The organism is Amycolatopsis speibonae, assembly GCF_042647925.1.
Classification (GTDB): domain Bacteria; phylum Actinomycetota; class Actinomycetes; order Mycobacteriales; family Pseudonocardiaceae; genus Amycolatopsis; species Amycolatopsis speibonae.
Genome location: NZ_JBHRWK010000079.1, coordinates 120,693 through 140,025 on the forward strand (window position 1 = coordinate 120,693; position 19,333 = coordinate 140,025).

The 19,333-nt window shown below is 69.0% G+C and carries 18 protein-coding genes; 10 read left to right on the forward strand and 8 right to left on the reverse strand.

Annotation, left to right across the window (positions count from 1 at the left end):
- Positions 1–5: 5 nt before the first annotated feature.
- Positions 6–716, reverse strand: a complete 711-nt coding sequence (locus tag ACFOSH_RS37265; RefSeq protein ID WP_378245239.1) for a GntR family transcriptional regulator — start codon at positions 714–716, stop codon at positions 6–8.
- Between the two features lie 121 nt (positions 717–837).
- Here ACFOSH_RS37265 and ACFOSH_RS37270 point away from each other — a divergent pair, with 121 nt between their 5' ends.
- From ACFOSH_RS37270 to ACFOSH_RS37285, 4 genes are all read left to right on the forward strand, one after another.
- Positions 838–1,089, forward strand: a complete 252-nt coding sequence (locus ACFOSH_RS37270; RefSeq protein ID WP_378245241.1) for a hypothetical protein — start codon at positions 838–840, stop codon at positions 1,087–1,089.
- Between the two features lie 4 nt (positions 1,090–1,093).
- Complete coding sequence (locus ACFOSH_RS37275; protein ID WP_378245243.1) at positions 1,094–1,753, forward strand: glycoside hydrolase family 16 protein; 660 nt, start codon at positions 1,094–1,096, stop codon at positions 1,751–1,753.
- A 34-nt stretch (positions 1,754–1,787) separates the two neighbouring features.
- Entirely contained in the window at positions 1,788–2,651 is an 864-nt protein-coding gene (locus ACFOSH_RS37280) for a sigma-70 family RNA polymerase sigma factor (protein WP_378245245.1), read from the forward strand.
- Between the two features lie 125 nt (positions 2,652–2,776).
- Positions 2,777–4,138 (forward strand): deoxyguanosinetriphosphate triphosphohydrolase family protein, encoded by a 1,362-nt coding sequence (locus ACFOSH_RS37285; protein WP_378245247.1) that lies wholly within the window; start codon positions 2,777–2,779, stop codon positions 4,136–4,138.
- A 53-nt stretch (positions 4,139–4,191) separates the two neighbouring features.
- Here ACFOSH_RS37285 and ACFOSH_RS37290 read toward each other — a convergent pair whose 3' ends face one another.
- Positions 4,192–5,439: an HNH endonuclease signature motif containing protein gene (locus tag ACFOSH_RS37290; protein WP_378245249.1), complete on the reverse strand. Its 1,248-nt coding sequence runs from the start codon at positions 5,437–5,439 to the stop codon at positions 4,192–4,194.
- Between the two features lie 380 nt (positions 5,440–5,819).
- Positions 5,820–6,293, reverse strand: a complete 474-nt coding sequence (locus ACFOSH_RS37295) for a GNAT family N-acetyltransferase (protein WP_378245251.1) — start codon at positions 6,291–6,293, stop codon at positions 5,820–5,822.
- A gap of 131 nt (positions 6,294–6,424) precedes the next feature.
- Between ACFOSH_RS37295 and ACFOSH_RS37300 the strand changes: the two genes are divergently transcribed.
- Together ACFOSH_RS37300 and ACFOSH_RS37305 are read left to right on the forward strand one after the other, a co-directional pair.
- Positions 6,425–7,201, forward strand: coding sequence for a cyclase family protein (locus ACFOSH_RS37300; protein ID WP_378245253.1), 777 nt, complete (start codon positions 6,425–6,427; stop codon positions 7,199–7,201).
- The gene (locus ACFOSH_RS37305) at positions 7,198–8,808 is read left to right on the forward strand and encodes a thiamine pyrophosphate-binding protein (RefSeq protein ID WP_378245255.1); all 1,611 of its coding nucleotides are present in this window, start codon (positions 7,198–7,200) and stop codon (positions 8,806–8,808) included. The genes ACFOSH_RS37300 and ACFOSH_RS37305 overlap by 4 nt, the downstream gene beginning before the upstream one ends.
- A gap of 3 nt (positions 8,809–8,811) precedes the next feature.
- Here ACFOSH_RS37305 and ACFOSH_RS37310 read toward each other — a convergent pair whose 3' ends face one another.
- From ACFOSH_RS37310 to ACFOSH_RS37320, 3 genes are read right to left on the reverse strand one after another with little or no spacing between them, the layout of a single operon-like run.
- Positions 8,812–10,074, reverse strand: a complete 1,263-nt coding sequence (locus tag ACFOSH_RS37310; protein WP_378245257.1) for a class I SAM-dependent methyltransferase — start codon at positions 10,072–10,074, stop codon at positions 8,812–8,814.
- 24 nt (positions 10,075–10,098) lie between these two features.
- Complete coding sequence (locus tag ACFOSH_RS37315; RefSeq protein WP_378245259.1) at positions 10,099–11,484, reverse strand: FAD-binding oxidoreductase; 1,386 nt, start codon at positions 11,482–11,484, stop codon at positions 10,099–10,101.
- A 58-nt stretch (positions 11,485–11,542) separates the two neighbouring features.
- Complete coding sequence (locus ACFOSH_RS37320) at positions 11,543–12,763, reverse strand: SGNH/GDSL hydrolase family protein (RefSeq protein WP_378245261.1); 1,221 nt, start codon at positions 12,761–12,763, stop codon at positions 11,543–11,545.
- Between the two features lie 112 nt (positions 12,764–12,875).
- Here ACFOSH_RS37320 and ACFOSH_RS37325 point away from each other — a divergent pair, with 112 nt between their 5' ends.
- The 4 genes from ACFOSH_RS37325 to ACFOSH_RS37340 all read left to right on the forward strand — a co-directional run bounded on the left by ACFOSH_RS37325 (position 12,876) and on the right by ACFOSH_RS37340 (position 18,102).
- Positions 12,876–13,247 carry an MmcQ/YjbR family DNA-binding protein gene (locus tag ACFOSH_RS37325; protein ID WP_378245263.1) on the forward strand — a complete coding sequence of 124 codons (372 nt, stop codon included), beginning with the start codon at positions 12,876–12,878 and terminating at the stop codon, positions 13,245–13,247.
- 120 nt (positions 13,248–13,367) lie between these two features.
- The gene (locus tag ACFOSH_RS37330) at positions 13,368–14,534 is read left to right on the forward strand and encodes a sensor histidine kinase (protein ID WP_378245265.1); all 1,167 of its coding nucleotides are present in this window, start codon (positions 13,368–13,370) and stop codon (positions 14,532–14,534) included.
- Positions 14,531–15,196, forward strand: coding sequence for a response regulator transcription factor (locus ACFOSH_RS37335; RefSeq protein ID WP_378245267.1), 666 nt, complete (start codon positions 14,531–14,533; stop codon positions 15,194–15,196). Before ACFOSH_RS37330 ends, ACFOSH_RS37335 begins: the two co-directional genes overlap by 4 nt.
- Positions 15,196–18,102, forward strand: coding sequence for an AfsR/SARP family transcriptional regulator (locus ACFOSH_RS37340; protein WP_378245269.1), 2,907 nt, complete (start codon positions 15,196–15,198; stop codon positions 18,100–18,102). The genes ACFOSH_RS37335 and ACFOSH_RS37340 overlap by 1 nt, the downstream gene beginning before the upstream one ends.
- Here ACFOSH_RS37340 and ACFOSH_RS37345 read toward each other — a convergent pair.
- Both ACFOSH_RS37345 and ACFOSH_RS37350 read right to left on the reverse strand, forming a co-directional pair.
- Positions 18,074–18,514: a hypothetical protein gene (locus ACFOSH_RS37345; RefSeq protein ID WP_378245271.1), complete on the reverse strand. Its 441-nt coding sequence runs from the start codon at positions 18,512–18,514 to the stop codon at positions 18,074–18,076. The two genes, ACFOSH_RS37340 and ACFOSH_RS37345, sit on opposite strands and share 29 nt — an antisense overlap.
- Positions 18,515–18,611: 97 nt before the next feature.
- Positions 18,612–19,268, reverse strand: coding sequence for a TetR/AcrR family transcriptional regulator (locus tag ACFOSH_RS37350; RefSeq protein ID WP_378245273.1), 657 nt, complete (start codon positions 19,266–19,268; stop codon positions 18,612–18,614).
- Positions 19,269–19,333 lie beyond the last annotated feature (65 nt).

A 19,333-nucleotide genomic window follows, 5' to 3' on the forward strand; every position in this document is an offset into this window, starting at 1 on the left:
CGGAGTCAGCCGGAGGTGTGGTCGAACTTCAGGTGCGAGGTGATCCGGTAGCGGTCGCCCCGGTAGATCGAGCGGGTGTATTCGATCACCCGGCCGGCGGCGTCGCGGGTGGTGCGCTCGAACAGCAGCGCGGGGGAGTGCAGCGGGACGCCGAGCAGGCCGGATTCGTCCGCGTCGGTGACGGTGGGTTCGATGACCTGCACGGCCGTCGCGGGAACGACCTCGTACCGCGTGCGGAGCAGTTCGTAGAACGAGCCGGACTCGAAGCCGGTGGACGTGATGTCCGGCACGAGGTCCCGCGGGACCCGGATCCGCTCGATCGCCATCGGCGCCTCTTCGACGACGCGCACCCGCGTGACGGCCACCAGCGCGTGGCCGGGGGAGACCTCGAGCCGTTTGCCGAGCCGGGCACCCGCCGGGGTGACGGAGAAGTCGATCACCCGACTGCTCCAGTGGCCCTCCGCGGGCGGGGCGAACTGCTCGCCGCCGGTGGCGGACACGAGATCCTGGGTGATCTTGCGCGGCGCGGTGAACGTGCCCCGGCCGTGCTCGCGGACCACGAGACCGTCTCGCTCCAACTCGTCGATCGCGGCCCGCAGCGTGGGGCGCGAGACGCCGATTTCGGTGCTCAGCGCGCGTTCGGAAGGCAGGACCTCACCCGGTAGCCGCCGCGCGATGAGCTGACGCAGCCGTTCCTTGACTTCTGTTCGCCGCACGACCACAGCCTACCCAGTGGTCACCGGGAATTGACTGGTGGACAAGTTGTCTAGACCTATTGACTTTACCACTTTGTGCAGAGACCTTGGGAGAAGCTGACCAGTGGTAAAGGAGACAAGGATGTCGAACTCAGGGAAGTTCCGATTTGTCGCCGTCGCCGCCTTGTCGGTGGCCGCACTCGGGCTGGCGCCGGGCACCACGGCCGGAGCGGCCGCCTGCGGGGCGTTGTTCGACGATTTCCACTACACCTCGCACTCCGACGGGCTCCTCGCCCAGCACGGCTGGCAGGTGCGCTCCGGTGCCGGTGGCCCCGGCGTCGGCGGCGCGCGATGGGCCCCCGGAAGGCATCACGTTCCCGACGTCCGACGGTGACAAGGTGCTGCAGCTCGCCTCCACCACCGACGGCACGTCCGCGGGCACGACACAGACCGAGATCATGCGGCCCGACAGGCGGTTCTTCGAAGGGACCTACGCGGCGCGGATCCGCTTCTCGGACGCGCCGGCGTCCGGTCCCGACGGCGACCGGATCAACCAGACGTTCTTCACGATCAGCCCGCTCCGCTACGACAACGACCCGATCTACAGCGAGCTGGACTTCTCCGAGTACCTGCCCAACGGTGGCTGGGGCGAGGCGGGACCGGTCAACTTCCAGACCAGCTGGCACACCTACACGCCGGACCCGTGGTACGCCGAGAACAAGAGCGACAGTCAGCGCCGCAGCATCGACGGCTGGCACTCCGTGGCGGCGACCGTGTCCGACGGTCACGTGCGGTATTACCTCGACGGCGCCCTGGTGGCCGACCACGACCGCGGCGGGCCGTTCGACGTGTATCCGCGGCAGGACATGTCCCTGAACGTGAACCAGTGGTTCATCGACCTCACGCAGCACTCCGGCGGCACCAGCACGTACCTCGAACAGGTGGACTGGGTCTACTACGCGAAGAACGAGGTCCTGACGCCGGCGGCGGCCGCCGAACGGGCCGCTTCGTACCGGTCTTCGGGTGTGCGGTTCACCGACGATCTCGCTGGTTGTTAAATGTGAGCGGGGTTCTGCGGGAACGAGGAGCGCGGTGGATCGGCTGACGGAACTTTTCGAGGAACACCGTGTCAGGCTGCGGGCGGTGGCGTACCGGATGCTGGGCTCGGCCAGTGAGGCCGAAGACGCCGTCCAGGACACGTGGCTGCGGCTCAACCGGACCGACGCGGCGGAGATCGAGAACCTCGGCGGCTGGCTGACCACCGTGGTGGCGCGGGTGTGCCTGAACGTGTTGCGCTCGCGCGACCACCGGCGGGAAGAACCGCTCGACGAAGCGTCGTCCGAGCCCGCCGACTCCTCGGCCGATCCCGCCGGCGACGCGGTGCTCGCCGACTCGGTCGGGCTCGCGATGCTGGTGGTCCTGGAAACACTGGCCCCCGCCGAACGGCTCGCGTTCGTCCTGCACGACATGTTCGCGGTGCCGTTCGACGAGATCGCCCCGCTGATCGACCGCACCCCGGCCGCCGCGAGGCAACTCGCGAGCCGCGCCCGGCGCCGCGTCCAGGGCCGTTCCGCCGCCGCCGAACCGGACCTCGCGCGGCGGCGCCAGGTCGTCGACGCGTACCTGGCCGCCGCCCGCGGCGGGGACTTCGAAGCGCTCCTCGAACTGCTCCACCCCGACGTCGTCCTCCGCGCCGACAAGGCGGCAGGGCCCTCGCGCACGCCGGTCTTCCTGCAGGGCGCCGCCATGGTGGCTCGGGGTGCGGCGGCCGCGTCGGTGCGGGCGGCCGTCACACAGCTCGCGCTCGTGAACGGCGGCGTCGGCCTCGTGATGGCGGACGAAGGACGGCCTTCGGTGGTGCTCGCGTTCACGGTCGCCGACGGGAAGATCACCGAGATCGACGTCATCGCGGACCGCGACCGGCTGCAGGGCCTGGACCTGGTGATGGTGGACTGACCCGGGTTGCGGTTCGGTCGCGAACCAATACCGATGACGCGGCCACTCCGATATGGACGTTAACGGTTCCAAGCCGTTCCGCGCCTCCTTTTCAAGGCTCTCGGAGCCAAGACGAGGAGGCGACCATGTCGGAGGGGACGTTCGGAAAGGCTCGACGCCATCCGGTGAGGGAACAGGACACGGCGTACCGGGACGACTATCAGCGAGATCGGGACCGGGTTCTCTATTCGTCCGCGTTCCGGCGGCTCGCCGGAGTGGCCCAGGTCGCCGCGGTCAATGAGCAGCTGGTGTTGCACAACCGGCTCACGCACAGTCTGAAGGTCGCGCAGATGGGCCGAAGACTCGTGCAGCATCTGCGCTATCAAGCGGGTCTTGCGGAGTCGGGCTTTCCGGAGGGATCGGATCTGAACGAGGACGTCGTCGAGACGGCGGGACTCGTCCACGACATCGGACACCCGCCGTTCGGCCACATCGCCGAGGAGGTCCTGAACCAGCGGCTGGCCCAGGTCGACGGGCTGGAAGGCTTCGAGGGGAACGCGCAGTCCTTCCGAGTGGTGACGAAACTCGCCCGGCGAAAGACGGAGCACGCGGGTCTCAACCTGACCCAGGCGACGCTGAACGCGATCCTCAAGTATCCACGCCTGAAGCCGCGTGATTCGGCCAAGCCGACGGCCTTGTGGACCGACCGTGGCTACGGCGACAAATGGGGTGCTTACCAGACCGAAAAGGTGGATTTCGATTGGGCGCGGGAAGGCAGCCGCGATGACTTGAGATCCGCGAACGCGGTCTTGATGGACTGGGCCGACGATATCAGCTACGCGACCCATGACCTCGAGGACTACTTCCGCGCCGGCCTGATTCCTTTGCATGGTTTGTCGGTGGACAAGGAACGAATAGTCAAGCACGGCCTCAGTCGGTTGAAGGAACACAAGGGCTTCGACGAGTTCCGCTTTCGGAACGAGCTCGACACGATCATCGCCGAGTTCGGCGGGCGCCTGCACTCCCAGTGCTGGGAGACCCGTAAGAACCGAGTGCAGATGAACAAGATCGGCAGCGGCCATCTCACCCGGTTCGTGAAGGCGGTCCGGCTTCTCGGCGAACCGCCCTATGTCGAGGTCGAACAAAGCAGCCAGTACCGGGTCGCCGCGCTGAAGGAACTCACGTGGTTCTACGTGATCGACAGACCGCCGCTGGCGATCCACCAGGAAGGCCAGAAGAGGATCATCGGCTCCCTCTTCGATCGGTTGCTCGCGTGTCTGGAGAAGTCGCCGAGCAGTCCGAAGATCCCCATTCAGCTGCGGGGGATCTATCGCGATATCACGCATGATCACACGGCTGAGGGAATATCCGAGAGGAACAAGGAGGCTCGGTGCGCGCGTGCGGTCACCGACTACATCTGTCTGCTCACCGAGGCGCAGGCGGTCGATCTCGGGGAGCGGCTGGCGGGTCGGTCGCAGAGTTCGATGTTCGGGACCTGGTTCAACTGAACGTGGGCATGCCGAGGGGCCCGTCGCCGGTGGTGGTGGTGGGCTCTTCGGGTTCAGCGATGGTTGCGGCGTGGTGTTTGTAGGGGGTCGAGGTATTGCGGGGGAATGAATTCGGGTCGGCCGTTGGTGGCGATGTGGACTGTCCAGCCGGATTGTCCGTGGATGACCAGGTGGTGGTAGCGACACAGCAGGCAGAGGTTGTTCAGGTCCGTGTCGCCGAGATGGCCCCACGGGAGAAGGTGGTGGGCTTCGCAGTGTTTCGGCTTGCGATGGCATCCGGGGAAAGCGCATCCGTGGTCTCGGAGGTTGAGGGCGCGTCGTTGTGCGGGGGTGACGGTGCGGGCGGCGCGGCCGATGTCGAGGGGTTCGCTCTCGGAGCCGAGGACGGCGGGGATGATCTTGGCGTCGCAGGCCAGCATCCGCGCGTGGCGGGCGGTGATCCGGGAGACCCCGTCCACACAGGCCATCCCGAGTCCTGAGGTGAGGGTGTCGAGGGGGATGGTGACCACCACAGTGGTGCGGTCCCCGGAGAGGGTGGGGGCTTTGTCGTTGGTCATGGCGTAGTGGATCGCGTCGAACAACGCGTCCCCGTTGCGTTCGCCGGGAGTGCGGGGGTCGCGGTCGCCGTCTTCGTCGACGGGTCTTCGTTGTCCCCAGGTCTCGAACAGCGCGTTCGCGCGAGCCCCGAACTCCGGGTCCAGCAGCCCGGTGAGCCGCCACCACCCGTCATCGCGTTTCCGCAGGTGTACTTCGCGTGATGGTGGTGTCAGGTCGTCGTCTTTCGGTTCGTTGCCGTCGGGGTCGAGGTGGGCCAGCAGATCCGCTCCGGCGTTGGTGATCTCCTGAGGGCCGGCGTGGCGGGCCAGGTCCACCAGGATCTGTTCGGCCCCTGACCGGTCCTCCTCCGGCACGTCGGCCGGGATCTTCTTCAAGACCGCCAGGAGCGGGTCCAGTTGCTGATGGCCAAGGTCGCCTTCGGCCGCGGCCGCACCCGCGATGGGGGCGAAGGCGGGTGCGGGGGTGCCGTCCAAGTTCCGGGTCTCGTTCACCGCGATCGCCCGTGCCACGGTGGCACCCGCTTCCTTGGGCGTGATCCGCGCGGTCTCGGCGAACCAACCCGCAGTCGAGCCATGCCCGAACAACTCCATCGGACCCCGGGACTCGATCTCCACCAGGAACTGCCCTACCTCGGCTAAAGCCTGCCGTGCCAACGACATACGCTCGACCACACCGTGCGCGAGCTCCCGCGCACCGGCACGCCACAACTCCTGCGGCGGTTCGAGGATCCGTTGACTGGACACTCCGCAAGAATACTACTTATCGAACAAGTGTGCGAATGTGAAAAAGGTTCTTGAATGCATTTAGCATTATTGCGGCGACTGGCGATGGTCGGCATTTCTGGGGGTCAGAGGTCGGTACGAGACCCACCGGGTCCGCAGCTGGCGAGCGCGGCGATGACAGCGGCGCAGCGGCCCGGCTTCCCGCTCGATGTGCTACCAGAACTCGAGGTCGTCGATACTTGTCCACCGCGCTTGTCGGCCGTGAAGTGCGCCGAGCTTGCCAGCCTTGGCGAGGCTCTGCTGTTGCAGACCGGATCTCGTCAGCAAAGCGCAGGCCGACAACGGCTAGGACCCCGGATTCCCGAGCTTGAGGCCAGCCAGCCGAACTGGCAGTCGCCCGGCTAACTCAAGCGCAGGAGGGTTTCTTCGATCTCACCATCCCGACCGGACGCATAAGCGACCTCAGTGCCGATGACTGCAAAACCCGCCTTCTGAAGCACCCGAAGCGACCCAACGTTGTCACTGGCCGCACGAGCGAACAAAGGCCGCGCTTCGACAATGTCGAGGAGCAGCGCGAGGGCCCGGCCGGCGATCCCCCGCCCCCAAGCCGAACGGTCGATCCAGTAAGTGACTTCAGCGTCGCCTTCCACAACGAAACTGCCGATGGTGCCGAGGAAACGCCCATCGACGGTCACCGCACGCAGGATGATGTCCTCGGAAGTCCTCAACTTCGCCACGTGGACGTCGAACGCGTCGCGATCGTCGGGGTCCCTGGCGATGAACGCGGCCATCCGGACCGACTCGGGGTCACGCATCTGTTCGAACAGGGCGTCGAGGTCGGAATCCCTGACCGGCCGCAGTGCCACCTCTGCCACTGACGTTCTCCTTACTTCGTCCGAACCCGCGGCGCAACGTATCAGCGACGTCCGACAATCTCGGCTTGCTCGACTGTCGGACCACCCGCCTAAGGTGACCGAGACGCCGCAGTCACTTCCGGGAGGCACGCATGTCGTTGTTGGCCCAGCTGAACACCGCGATCACCACCGGCGCGATCGAGGTCGTCGACCTCACCGCCCCGCTGAGCGAGAGCACGCCGATCCTCCAGTTGCCGGAGCCGTTCGCGAACACGATCCCGTTCGGCCTGGAGGAGATCAGCCGCTACGACGAGCGCGGGCCGCGCTGGTACTGGAACAACATCCACACCGGCGAGCACACCGGGACCCACCTCGACGTCCCCGTGCACTGGGTGTCGGGAAAGGACGGCCACGACGTCTCCCAGGTGCCGCTGCGCACGCTGGTCGCCCCGGCCGTGGTGCTCGACGCGTCGGCCCGCGCGGCCGAGGACCCGGACTACCTCCTGTCCGTGGAAGACGTCCGTGAGTGGGAGCGCGAGAACGGGCCGCTGCCCGACGGCGGCTGGCTGCTCTACCGCACGGGGTGGGACGCTCGTTCGCACGACCAGGAGACCTTCCTCAACAACGACGAGAGCGGCCCGCATACGCCGGGTGTCTCGGGGGAGTGTGCCCGCTGGCTCGCGGAGGAGGCACCGATCACCGGGTTCGGCGTCGAGACCGTGGGCACCGACGCGGGACAGGCGCCGGCCCTCGAACCGGCCTTCCCTTGTCACGAACTCCTGCTGGGCGCGGGAAAACACGGACTGACCCAGTTGCGGAACCTGGCGATCCTGCCGCCCACCGGCTCCCTGCTGGTCGTCAGCCCGCTGCCGATCGTCGGCGGTTCCGGCAGTCCCGCCCGGGTGTACGCGCTGGTCGAGCGGGCATGAACGTCGCGGAGCTGGTCGGCCTGACGCTCGCGGAACTCGGCGTAGGAGCCGCGTTCGGGGTCGTCGGCAGCGGCAACTTCGAGGCCACCAACGGATTGCGGGCCGCCGGGGTGCGGTTCGTCGCCGCGCGGCACGAGGGCGGCGCGGCGAGCATGGCCGACGCGTACGCGCGGATGAGCGGCCGCGCGTCGGTGCTGAGTCTCCACCAGGGGTGCGGGCTGACCAACGCGCTCACCGGGATCACCGAGGCGGCCAAGAGCCGGACGCCGATGATCGTCCTGGCCGGTGACACCGCGGCGTCTTCGGTGCTGTCGAACTTCCGGATCGACCAGGACGCGCTCGCGACCGCAGTCGGCGCCGTGCCGGATCGCGTCCACCGCGCGCCGACCGCGGTCGCCGACACCGTCCGCGCCTATCGGACGGCCGTACAGCAACGCCGGACCGTCCTGCTCAACCTCCCGCTCGACGTCCAAGCCCAGGAAGCGCCCCACGCGGTCGAGATACCGGAGGTCCCCGGTCCAGCGCCGATCAGGCCGGACGCCGAGGCGGTCGCGAAACTGGCCGACCTCCTCGCCGGAGCACGACGGCCGGTGTTCATCGCCGGCCGCGGCGCGCGGGCGAGTGCCGCGCCTCTCAAGGAACTCGCGGAAGTCTCCGGCGCGCTGCTGGCGACCTCGGCGGTGGCACACGGTCTCTTCCACGACGATCCCTTCTCGCTCGGGATCTCGGGCGGCTTTTCGTCACCCCGGACGGCGGACCTCATTCACCACGCCGACGTCGTGATCGGCTGGGGCTGTGCGCTGAACATGTGGACCACCCGGCATGGCAAGGTTCTCAACCCGGACGCCTGGCTGGTCCAAGTCGACGTCGACCAGGCCGCGCTCGGCGCGCACCGGCCGATCGACCTCGGTGTCGTCGGCGACGTCACCAGCACCGCCGACGACGTCCGCGCGGAACTCGGCAGGCGCGGCCACCGAATGAGCCGTGAAGCGCCCGAAAACACACGATGGAACGACGTCCCGTATAACGACCTATCCGGCGGCGGGAGGATCGATCCGCGCACGCTCAGCCGCCGTCTCGACGAGATCCTGCCCGCCGAACGCGTGCTCTCGATCGATTCCGGCAACTTCATGGGCTACCCGAGCGCGTACCTGTCCGTCCCCGACGAGAACGGCTTCTGTTTCACACAGGCGTTCCAGAGCATCGGGCTCGGTCTCGGAACGGCGATCGGCGCGGCGCTGGCCCAGCCGGAGCGGCTACCGGTGCTCGGCGTCGGTGACGGCGGGTTCCACATGGCGCTTTCCGAGCTGGAAACCGCTGTCCGGCTGCGGATCCCGCTCGTGGTCATCGTCTACGACGACGCCGCGTACGGCGCCGAGATCCACCATTTCGGCGCCGCGGACATGACCACGGTCCGGTTCCCCGACACCGACATCGCGGCGATCGGCCGCGGTTTCGGCTGCGACGGCGTCACCGTGCGGTCGGTCGAGGACCTGGCCGCCGTCACGGATTGGCTCGGCGGGCCACGCGACGCGCCGCTCGTCGTCGACGCCAAGATCGCCGACGACGGCGGCTCGTGGTGGCTCGCCGAAGCCTTTCGCCACTGAAAGCTAAACGCCCCAGTCCGGCCGTAGCGGCATGCCCGCGTCACCGTCCTCGCCGACCTTCACCCCGAGCACCTGGTGCAGTTCGATCTCCCGGCGCTCGAAGGCGAGGCGGCACGCGGCCATGTACAGCGCCCAAACCCGGCTCCGTCCGGCGCCCGCTTCGGCGACGGCCTCGTCCCAGTTCGCGTCGAGGTTGGCGCACCAGGCGCCGAGGGTGGTGGCGTAGTGCTCGCGGAGGTTCTCCGAGTGCCGCACCTCCAGTCCGCTGTCGTGCATCGCGGTGGCGATCTCGCCGACGGACTCCAGTTCGCCGTCGGGGAAGACGTACCGGTCGATGAACCCGCGCGAACGATGCGCCACCGAGGTGTCCGGGTTGGTGATGCAGTGGTTCAGCAGGCGCCCGTGCGGCTTCAGTTTCCCGGCGAGGAAACGGAAGTACGACGGCAGGTTGCGCGCGCCGATGTGCTCGGTGAGCCCGATCGACGACACCGCGTCGAAGTCCGTTTCGGTGACGTCGCGGTAGTCGAGGTGCCGCACCTCGGCCCGGTCCGCGAGCCCCTTGGTCACGATGTCCTTCTGCGCCCATTGCGCCTGCTCGCGCGAAAGGGTGACACCCAGCGCCTCGACGCCGTAGTGCGCGACGGCGTGCTCGACCATCCCGCCCCAGCCGCAGCCGACGTCCAGCAGCCGCATCCCGGGCCGGAGGCCGAGTTTCCGGCACACCAGGTCGAACTTGTGCTCCTGTGCCTCTTCCAGCGACGCGTCGGCGGACGGATACGCGGCACACGTATAGGCCATCGACGGGCCGAGTACCAGTTCGTAGAACCGGTTCGAGACGTCGTAATGGTTCGAGATCGCGTTGCTGTCACGCGCTTTCGAGTGCCGCAATCCGTCGACTGCGCGCCTGAGGCGGTTCGGCAGTTCCTCGGCGGGCGGGGCGACCCGGCGCAGATGCGTGGGGCCGAGTTTGCGCAGGAGCCACACCCGGTCCGCGGGGCTGAGCTGATCGACCTGCGCCACGAGCGCGCGCAACGCCGAGTAGAGATCGCCGTCCACGTCGAGCGCCCCGGCGACGTAGGCGCGCGCCAGACCGAGGTCCCCCGGGGACGACATCAGGTACGTCAGCGCCAGCGGTGACCGTACGCGGATCGACACCGGCGCGTCCGCCGGACCGCTCGTGCTGCCGTCGTAGGCGGTGATGGACACTTCGGCGTTCGGGCCGAGCAACCGCTCGAAGATCTTCCCGACGGTCGTCGTCTCAGCCATGCTCGTCTCTCTTCCCGGCCCGGGTCACCGCCGCCGCACGCATTTCGAGTACAGGTCGAGCAAGCGGCCGTCCGGGTCGTAGGCCGTCTTCAGTTTCCGGTAGGCGTCGCCGTTGTACAGCCGCCAGAACTCGTCTTCGGAATAGAAACTGTCGGAGTACAAAGATTTCCGCCCGCCGAGTCGCGTCACTTCGGCCTCGATCAGCCGATTGTGCGTATCCGGCTCCTCGCCGGGGTCCAGCGGTACCGCGGACCAGAACCCGAAGTTGACGTACAGCGTCTCGGGGTCCATTTCGTACAGCGGCGAGTTCACGCCACCCGGCCGCTCCTTCAGCGGGCAGATCCACACCGGGCTGATCGGGATCTCGCGGCGGAAGAAGTCCAGGAACTCCGCGGCCCGCGAAAGCGGCACCTCGATGTCCTGGACGACGGTCTCTTCGGGTGGGAGCCCGCGCAGCTTGAGCAGTTTCGCGGCGATCCCGAACCGGCGGTCCAGCGCCACCGCTTTCCAGTAGACCGAAGACCGCAGCAGCCGCCTGCCCAGCAGCAGCCGGGGGAGCCGGTGCTGTACGCCGAATGCCCGCGAGCACCAGAACCAGTCCGTGTCCCAGCGCCACAGGTAGTCCCGGACGCTCAGGTGGTCCGTACCGCGTTCGCGGATCGACTTGTAGTAGATGTCGAGCCAGGTGTAGTCGCTGGTCGCGGGCGCCGAGGAGGTGAACGTGCCCAGCGTCAGGTACTGCTCGCCCGGCCCGAAGACCGTTCCGTCCACGAAGTCCGCCGACCCGTTACGGCAAGCCTCGTCGAGCGCCGCGAAGTACTCCTCGGTGTCTTCGTACCGGACGTGGTCGAGCCGCACGTAGGGTTTGACAGGCTCCAGCTCGATCTTCAGCCGCAGCGCGTAACCGAGGGTCCCGTACGAGTTCGGGAAGCCGTGGAACAGGTCGCTGTGCTCGTTGTCCGGCCGGGCGACGACGATCCGGCCGTCGCCGGTGAGCAATTCCATCTCCAGCACCGACTCGTGCACGAGTCCGTTGCGGAACGAAGAGGACTCGATGCCGAGGCCGGTGACGGCGCCGCCGAGCGTGATCGTCTTGAGCTGCGGGACCACCAGCGGCATCAACCCGTGGGGCAGGGTCGCGTCCACCAGCTGCTCGTAGGTGACCATGCCCTCGACGTCGGCCGTGCGCGCCAAGGGGTCGACATCGAGCACCTGCGTGAACTCCGACACGTCCAGACCAGGGGTGCTGGTCGCCGTCCGCGCCCGGAACAGGTTCGACGTCCGCTTCGCCAGCCGGATCGTGCCACGGAGATCCGCGAGCTGTGCCCGGAGCGTGTCCGCGCGCGCCTCGTGTTCGGCGAACCGGACCAACCGCGCCGTCTCCCGGATCCCGCTGTCGCCGCTAGCCATTCCTGATCGCCATCAGCTCATCGTGCCCCACGAAACCGCCTGGCGCAGCCCCTGATCGCTACCTCAATCGCGGCAGCGGGACGGCGTCCGCCATGGCGGTGAAGCCCTTGTCCCCGGGGTGGAGGTGATCGCCGGAGTCGTACTCCGGGTTGATCCGCTGCGGATCGGCGGGATCGCGGATCACCGCGTCGAAGTCGATGTAGCCGTCGAAGAGGCGGTTGGTCCGGATGAACCGGTTCACCGCCTGCCTGGTCTCCTCGAGCTCGGGCGTGTACGAAACCCAGCCCTTCCACGGCGTGATCGTCGCGCCGAGCACCCGGAGACCGCGGTCGTGTGCCCGGGTGGCGATCTGCTTCAGCGCCGAGATGATCTTCGCCGGGTCGGTCTGATGCGGTTTCTGCTGGATGTCGTTGATGCCCTCGAACACGATCGCGGTCCGCGCGCCGGACTGGCTCAGCGCGTCCCGGTCGAGCCGGGCCAGCGCGTTGACGCCGTAGTCGCCGCCGTCGAGCAGCAGCCGGTTCCCGCTGATCCCGGCGTTGAGCACGCCCATCCGGGTGCTGATCTTGTCGGCGAGCTGATCGGGCCAGCGCAGGTTCGCGCCCCAGGTCGAGATCGCTCCGTCGGTGATCGAGTCGCCGATCGCGACGACACTGCCCCGCAGCCCCGCGCCGCGGACGTCCACTCCGGACACGTAGTGCCAGACCTGGGTCTTCTCCGGGAACGCCGCCGCCGACTCGTCGGCCGCTTTGTCGCCGTCACGGGTGAAGTACGAGTTCTGCATGGCCAGCGGGTGGTAGGTGACCGGGCCGGACGGCGTCGGCGTGTACGTGGTCACCAGGAGGTCGCCGTCCCTCGGCACGGCCAGCGCCGCGCCGTCGCTGAGGGCGTCGGCACCCGGCGGCACGGTGATCTGGCTGTCGCCGCCGAAGGTCAGCGTGCGCATCGTGCCGGGGACGGCCTGCGCGGTGTCGGGTCCGGCGGCGACCGCGACGGTCACCTTGCCGAACAGCACCGGCGTCCGGCCGAAGGCGTTGGACAGCCGCACGCGTACCTCGTGCCCGCCGGCGCTGGTGTGCACGATGTTGCGGATCGAGAAGTTCGGGTAGCCGTTGTCGGTCCCGGCCACCCCGGCCGCGGGCGCCGCCGCCCAGGTACCTACCCAGCCGGTCGTGGCCGTACTTTCGACTTGGCTCTGACTCTCCGGGGCCGCCGCGGCGACTCCGGGGACGACGCCCAGCAGCAGGATCCCCGCCACCGCGAGATGCTTCACGCGCATTTGTTCCGCCTCCACCCAGTCGGCTCCACTCATCGTCAGTGAATCACCGACTGCCGGTCAATGCGCGTGACAGGACAGGTTTCTGTCGGAGGGGGCGCTTACTCTGAACGCCATGACCCCTGCCGCTCTCGCGAAGCTCTGCCTCGCCCTCCCCGGTGCCCGTGAGGAGTTCCCGTTCGGGGAGGAAATCAACGTGTTCAAGGTCTCGGGCAAGGTCTTCGCGCTCGGCCCGCTCAAGGCGAAACCGCTGCGGATCAGCCTCAAATGCGAGCCCGACCTCGCGGTCCGGTTGCGCGCCGAACATCCGGCGATCGTCCCCGGGTACCACCTGAACAAACAGCACTGGAACACCGTCGAGCTGGACGGTTCGCTGCCCGACGGCTTCGTCCGCGAGATGATCGAAGACTCCTATGACCTCGTCGTCGCCGGCCTGCCGAAACGGGAACAGGAGAAACTGAAGTGGGTCGCGCTCAGCCAGGAATGAGCGTGTCCCGTTTCATCGGGATTTCATCGGCCGGTACCGGGCCGGCCTCCTACCGTGGGCGGAGACGGGTGCCGACCGCCGCACGATGACGCGCCTCCCGGCACTTCCTAGTCTTAGTCCGTGCTGAGGATCTTGCGGGACCGGTTCCGGGCACGGGTGCAGGTCAGTCTCACCCGGGCCGGACTGAGCCTGCCCTGGTGGGGAGCGTTGTGCGCCAGCGCGGTGAGCTTCGTGTTCACGACGGTCGCGCTGATCCAACGGGACGCCCTGCTGCCGCCCGGGCCGATCGCGCTGGCCGGCCTGCTCGTGATCGCGCCGTCGGTGATCTGGGTGGTCACCGACTGGATCATGCCGTGGGTGCGGATGGCGGCACTGATCGCCGCCACCTCGATCCTGCTCATCGAGCCCGTGCTCCCGGATTTCGCGCCGTTGCTGCTGCTGGTCGCGGCGACCGAGGCGGCGAGTGTGCTGCGGACGACGTGGGGGATCACCGTCGTCACCGTCGTGGCCGAGCTGGTGCTGGTCGTGGCGGGGATCTGGGGCGGGCTGATCGGCGGGCCGGTGTACATGGTCGCGATCCTGCTCGGCCTCAGCGGCGGGCTCATGGTCCGCTGGTACACCAGGGTCCTGGACGCCGAACGTGACAACCGTGACGCTTCCCGGGAGAAGGCCCTGCTGGCCGAACGGCAGCGGATCGCGCGCGAGGTGCACGACGTCGTCGGCCATTCCCTCAGCATCACGCTGCTGCACCTGACCGGGGCCCGGCACGCGCTGCAACAGGATCGCGACGTCGACGAGGCGATCGAAGCGCTCACCGAGGCCGAGCAGGTGGGACGGGCCGCGATGGCCGACATCCGCCGCACGGTCGGGCTGCTCGCCGACACCCCGTCGGGCAGCGCTCCGCTGCCGGGGGTGGAGGACATCGTGACGCTGGTGGAACGCACGCGGTCCGCCGGACTGGACGTGCGCTATACACAGGAAGGCGACCTCGACCGGGTAGGCGCCTCGGAAGGATTGGGTCTCTACCGGATCGTGCAGGAATCACTGGTCAACGTCGTCAAGCACGCCCCCGGCGCGAACGCGGAGGTCCGGCTGAACGCCGGCCGGTCGGACGTGCGGCTCATCGTCAGCAACACCCTCTCCGGGACTGTCCGGCGCCCGGCCGAGGACGGTTCGGGACTGGCGGGGATGGCCGTCCGCGCGGCCCAGCTCGGCGCCGACCTCAGCGCCGGGCCGCAAGGCAGGCAGTGGATCGTGCAGGTCACCGTGCCGGGAGCCAAGCCGTGACCGCCGCCGCCGAGATCCAGGTGCTGCTGGTCGATGATCAGGAGCTCGTCCGGTCCGGGCTGCGGCGCATCCTGCGGCGTCGCGACGGGTTCGTCATCGCGGGGGAATGCGGCGACGGCTCGGAGGTGCCCGAGGCGCTGGCCGCGCACGAGGTCGACGTCATCGTGATGGACCTGCGGATGAAGAACGTCGGCGGGGTCGAGGCGACCAGGCGGCTGAGCCGGTCCGCCGGCCATCCGCCCGTGCTCGCGCTGACCACTTTCGACGACGACAGCCTCCTGGCCGACGCGCTGCGGGCGGGTGCCGCGGGCTATGTCCTCAAGGATTCCCCCGCCGAAGACCTGATCCGGGCCGTGCGGGCGGTCGCCGGGGGCGCCGCCTGGCTCGACCCCGGGGTCACCGGCCGGGTGCTCGCCGCCTACCGGCAGGCCGCCGGGAACGGCAGCGGCGGACTTTCACCCGAACTGCTGACACCGAGGGAGCAGGACGTGCTCCGCGCCATCGGCCGCGGGCTGACCAACGCGGAGATCGCCACGACACTCGTCATTTCGGAGGTGACCGTGAAAAGCCATATCGGCCGGATCTTCACCAAACTCCAGTTGCGGGACAGGGCCGCGGCGATCGTCTACGCGTTCGATCACGGGATCGTGGTGCCGGGCTGATGATCGACGATGGGGGGATCGTGTCCGACTCGCGGCTTCGGTTCGAGGTACTCGGCCCGTTGCGGGCCTGGCAAGGGGAGACACGGCTGGACCTCGGTCCGGTCCGGCAGCAGGCCGTGCTGGCCGCGTTGCTGCTGCGCCCGGACGTGACCGTCAGCCATTACGAACTCACCGACGGACTCTGGGAAAAGCCGCCGGAGTCGAATGTGCTGCCGGTGTACGTCCGGCGGCTGCGGCACTGCCTCGACACCTCCGGGGAGAAGCCCCGTGACTCGGTGATCGTGTCCGACCGCGGCGGCTACCGGTTCGCCAGCGGCGGCGTGCGGCTGGACGTGGCGCGGCTGGAGGAGGTCGCGGTCGTCGCGGCGGCCGCCGAGGAGGCGGGCGATCTCGTCGCCGCGGTGAACACCTTCGCCGACGCGCTCCGGCTGTTCCACGGTGAGCCGCTGACAGGGCTGCCCGGCGCGTTCGTCCAGGGCGAGCGGCGACGGCTGGAGGAGCGCAGGCTTCTGCTGCTGCGCCGGAAACTGCGGGCACAGCTGAAACTCGGCCGGTTCGACGAGGTGATCGGCGAGCTGTCGGCCCTGGTTTCGGCCGACCCGCCGAGCGAGCCGCTGGCCGCGCTGCTGATGCGCGCGCTCTACGGCGGCGGGCGGCAGGCGGAGGCGCTGGAGGTGTTCACCGACGTCCGCGAAAGGCTGGTGGAGCAGCTCGGCGTCGAGCCGGGCGAGGAACTGCGGCAGGTTCAGGAAGCGGTGCTGCGCGGGGACGACGCGCTGCTCGGTGTCACGCAGCGCCGGGAGGCGCCGCGCCGGATCCGCAACGAACTGCCTTCCACCAGCGGCGAACTCGTCGGCAGGGACCGGGAACTCGCGCTGCTGGTCGAGGACGGCGATCCGGAGGCGGTCTCGGTCGACGCCGTCGACGGCGTTCCCGGCGCCGGGAAGACCACGCTCGCGGTGTTCGCGGCGCACCGGCTCCGCGAGTCCTGCCCGGACGGTGCGTTGTTCGTGGATCTGCACGGCTACACCGAAGGCCGCGAGCCGGTGACGCCGGAGCGCGCGTTGCGGCGGTTGCTGCGCGCCGTCGGTGTCGAAGACATCGCCATGCCGGACGATCTCGACGAACTGGCCGCGTCGTGGCGGGCGGCGACGGCGAGTCTGCGGTTGCTGCTGGTGCTCGACAACGCCGAGTCCGCCGGGCAGGTGCGGCCGCTGCTGCCGTCCGGACCGGGTAGCCGCGTGCTGGTCACCAGCCGCCGCCGGCTGTCCGGTTTGGACGCTGATCGCCGCGTCTCCCTTGGCGCGCTGGGCCTCGAAGCGGCGGAAAAGCTGCTCGGCCGGATCGTGGGGGCGCCGAGGGCCGAGGGGGAGCGGTTCGCCGTGCGCGCGCTCGCCGGGCTGTGCGGGCGGCTGCCGCTCGCGCTGCGGATCGCGGGCGCCCGCTTGCAGAACCGTCCGATGTGGACGTTCAAGGATCTGGTGGACCGGATGTCGGACGACGAGCGACGGCTCGGCGAACTGACCGCCGAGGACCGCAGCGTCGAGGTGGCGCTGCGCCTGTCGTACGAGCAGCTGCGGCCCGCCGAGCAGAACGCTTTCGGCGTGCTCGGTCTGTCGCCGACTCCCGAATTCGACAGCCTCTCGGTCGCCGCCCTGCTGGACTGCTCGTCCGCCGAAGCCGAGCGCCTGCTGGAAAGTCTCGTCGACGCGAGCCTCGTGCAGGAACCGGCGAGCGGCCGCTACCGGCTGCACGACCTGGTGGCGGTCTACGCCAGGAGACTCGCCGGGCAGATGCCCGAGGACGTCGCCGACGAGGCGCGGAAACGGGTGTACGGGCTGTACCTCGGTGCCGCTCGCCAGGCGAGCGAATGGGGCGTCGCGCGGTTCCCGCTCGAAGCCGCCGGGGGGTCGTTCACCGGGCAACGGGACGCTTCCGCCTGGCTGGACGCCGTCGGTGACTTGCCCGACGTGGTCGCCCGAGCGGCGGAAGCCGGGCTGGACGACCTCGCGTGCTCGATCGCCGAGGGGCTGGTCGACTACCTCGCGCGCCAGCAGCGCTACCACGAAAGCCGGACCGCGCTGCAGATCGCGCTGCCGCTGGCCGAACAGGCCGAGGACGAGCGGCTGGTCTCTTCGCTGCGGTTCTGCCTCGGCTACGCCTACGCCATGCAAGGGCAGCTGGCCAGGGCGAGAGGCTGGTTCGACGACGCGCTGCGGGCGGGCCAGGCTTCCGGCGACCGCGGGGTGGAGGCGCGGGCGCTGGGCGGGCTCACCATGGCGGACCTGATCGAGGGCCACCACGACCTCGCGATCCCCGGGATGCGGCGGGTGATGGTCATGGCGGACGAGGTGGGCGACAGCTGGCTCGCCGAACGGGCGCTGTCCGCGCTCGGCTACCTCGCCTACCTGCGGGGGGAGCACGAGGACGCGCTCGCTCATCTCGGCCGCGCCCGCGACCTCGGCGAGGAGATCGGCAGCCCCGGGATGCTGGCGAGGGTGCTTTGCCACAGCGGCACCGTACGGCTCGAAATCGGCAGGTTCGCCGAGGCCGCGCTCGACCTCAGGCGGTCCGTCGAACTCGCGGAGGAGACCACCGACGGGCTGCTGACCGCGACCAGTCTGGCCCGGCTCGGCGCGGCGGAACTGGAACTCGGGAATCTCGACAAGGCGTTCGAACTCCAACGGCGGGCGCTGACGGCGGTCACCGAGGAGACCATCGTCGGGATGGAGTCCGAGATCCGCAACCGGCTCGGCCGCACTCATCTCGCCGCGGGCGATCCGGTGGCCGCGCGGGAGCATTTCGAATGGGTGCTCACCACCATCGGCCCCGAAGGCGATTCCGTGCAGCGCACCCTCGCGCTGGAAGGTCTGGACCTCACCAGACAGTCGGTACGCCGGCGTTGATGATGGTGAAGCGGTGTCCGGTCATGCCTCTTCGCCAGCGCGCGAAGTAGGTGTCGGCCGCGTCGGCCAGGTGCGTCCCGGCACGGACTTCGTGCACGACGTACGCCCAGTCCGCGGCGTCGCACAGCACCAGTTCCCGCGGCGCCCCGCGCGTCCGGAGGACGGACGCGCACAGGGCACCGCGCCTGCCGATGTTGCCGTCGTCGAGACAGCGGCGGAGGTCTTCGACGGCGTGGGCCGCGGTCTCGAACAGCGTCCACCGGTATCTGGGCGACGGACGGCCGTCGGCCCACGGGGTGAAGAACGCGGCCCAGCTCCAGCCCGGTCCGACGGGCCCGTCCCGTTCCCCGGGACTCGGCGCGTCCTCCTGGGGCAGCACCATGTTGTACGGGGTCCGGCTCGCCGGGCTCATGCACGTCTCCTCGGGGGACTTCCGGTCCGCCGGTGCGGATCCGTGCCGGAACCGTAGGTCGGCGCCATGAAATCCCGATGAAACGGCGTGCGGTGCCTCAGCCTCGCGCGGGGACGATGAGGGAGGCCATCACCTTGGGGATCAGCTCGCTGACGAACCGGCCGTCGGCGGGGAGTTCGCTGCCGTCCAGCAGGTAGTTCTGAAGTCCCTGCTCGTAGAGGGCGATCAGCACGAGCACGGCGTCGTCCGGCGAGATCGTCAGCTCCCGGCCCATCCGGTCGAGCGCGCCGACGAGGACCTTGCCGAGTTCGGCGTGGAAGTACCGGAACGCGGCGGCGATCCGGTCGCGGATCTCCGGCTGCCGCAGGCCCTGGGTGCGGAATTCCGCGCACAGCAGGTACCAGTTCTTGTCCGCGCTGAGCGCGACCATGAACAGGTCCGCGATGCGCCCGAGGGTGGGGGAGAGGTCTTCGTCCGCGCGGACGACCACCTCGCCGAGCACGCTTTCCGTGGCGTCGCGGAAGCGCCTGAGCCGGACCTCGGTCTCCTCCTGGAACAGGGCGAGGAAGAGGTCTTCCTTCGAGCTGAAGTTCGAGTAGAAGGCGCCGCGGGTGAAGCCGGCGCGCTCACAGATCAGCTCGACCGGGGTCTCCCGGATGCCGCGTTCGGAGAAGGCCTCGTACGCCGCGTCGATCAGCCGTCGGCGAGTGTCCGCCCGGCGCCTGGTCATGGTGGCGCCCCGCTCCTCGGTCATGTCGCCATTCTTTCGTATGCGCCCGGTTCACCCGGCTGTGGGACAGGATACATCGTGAATCGGAT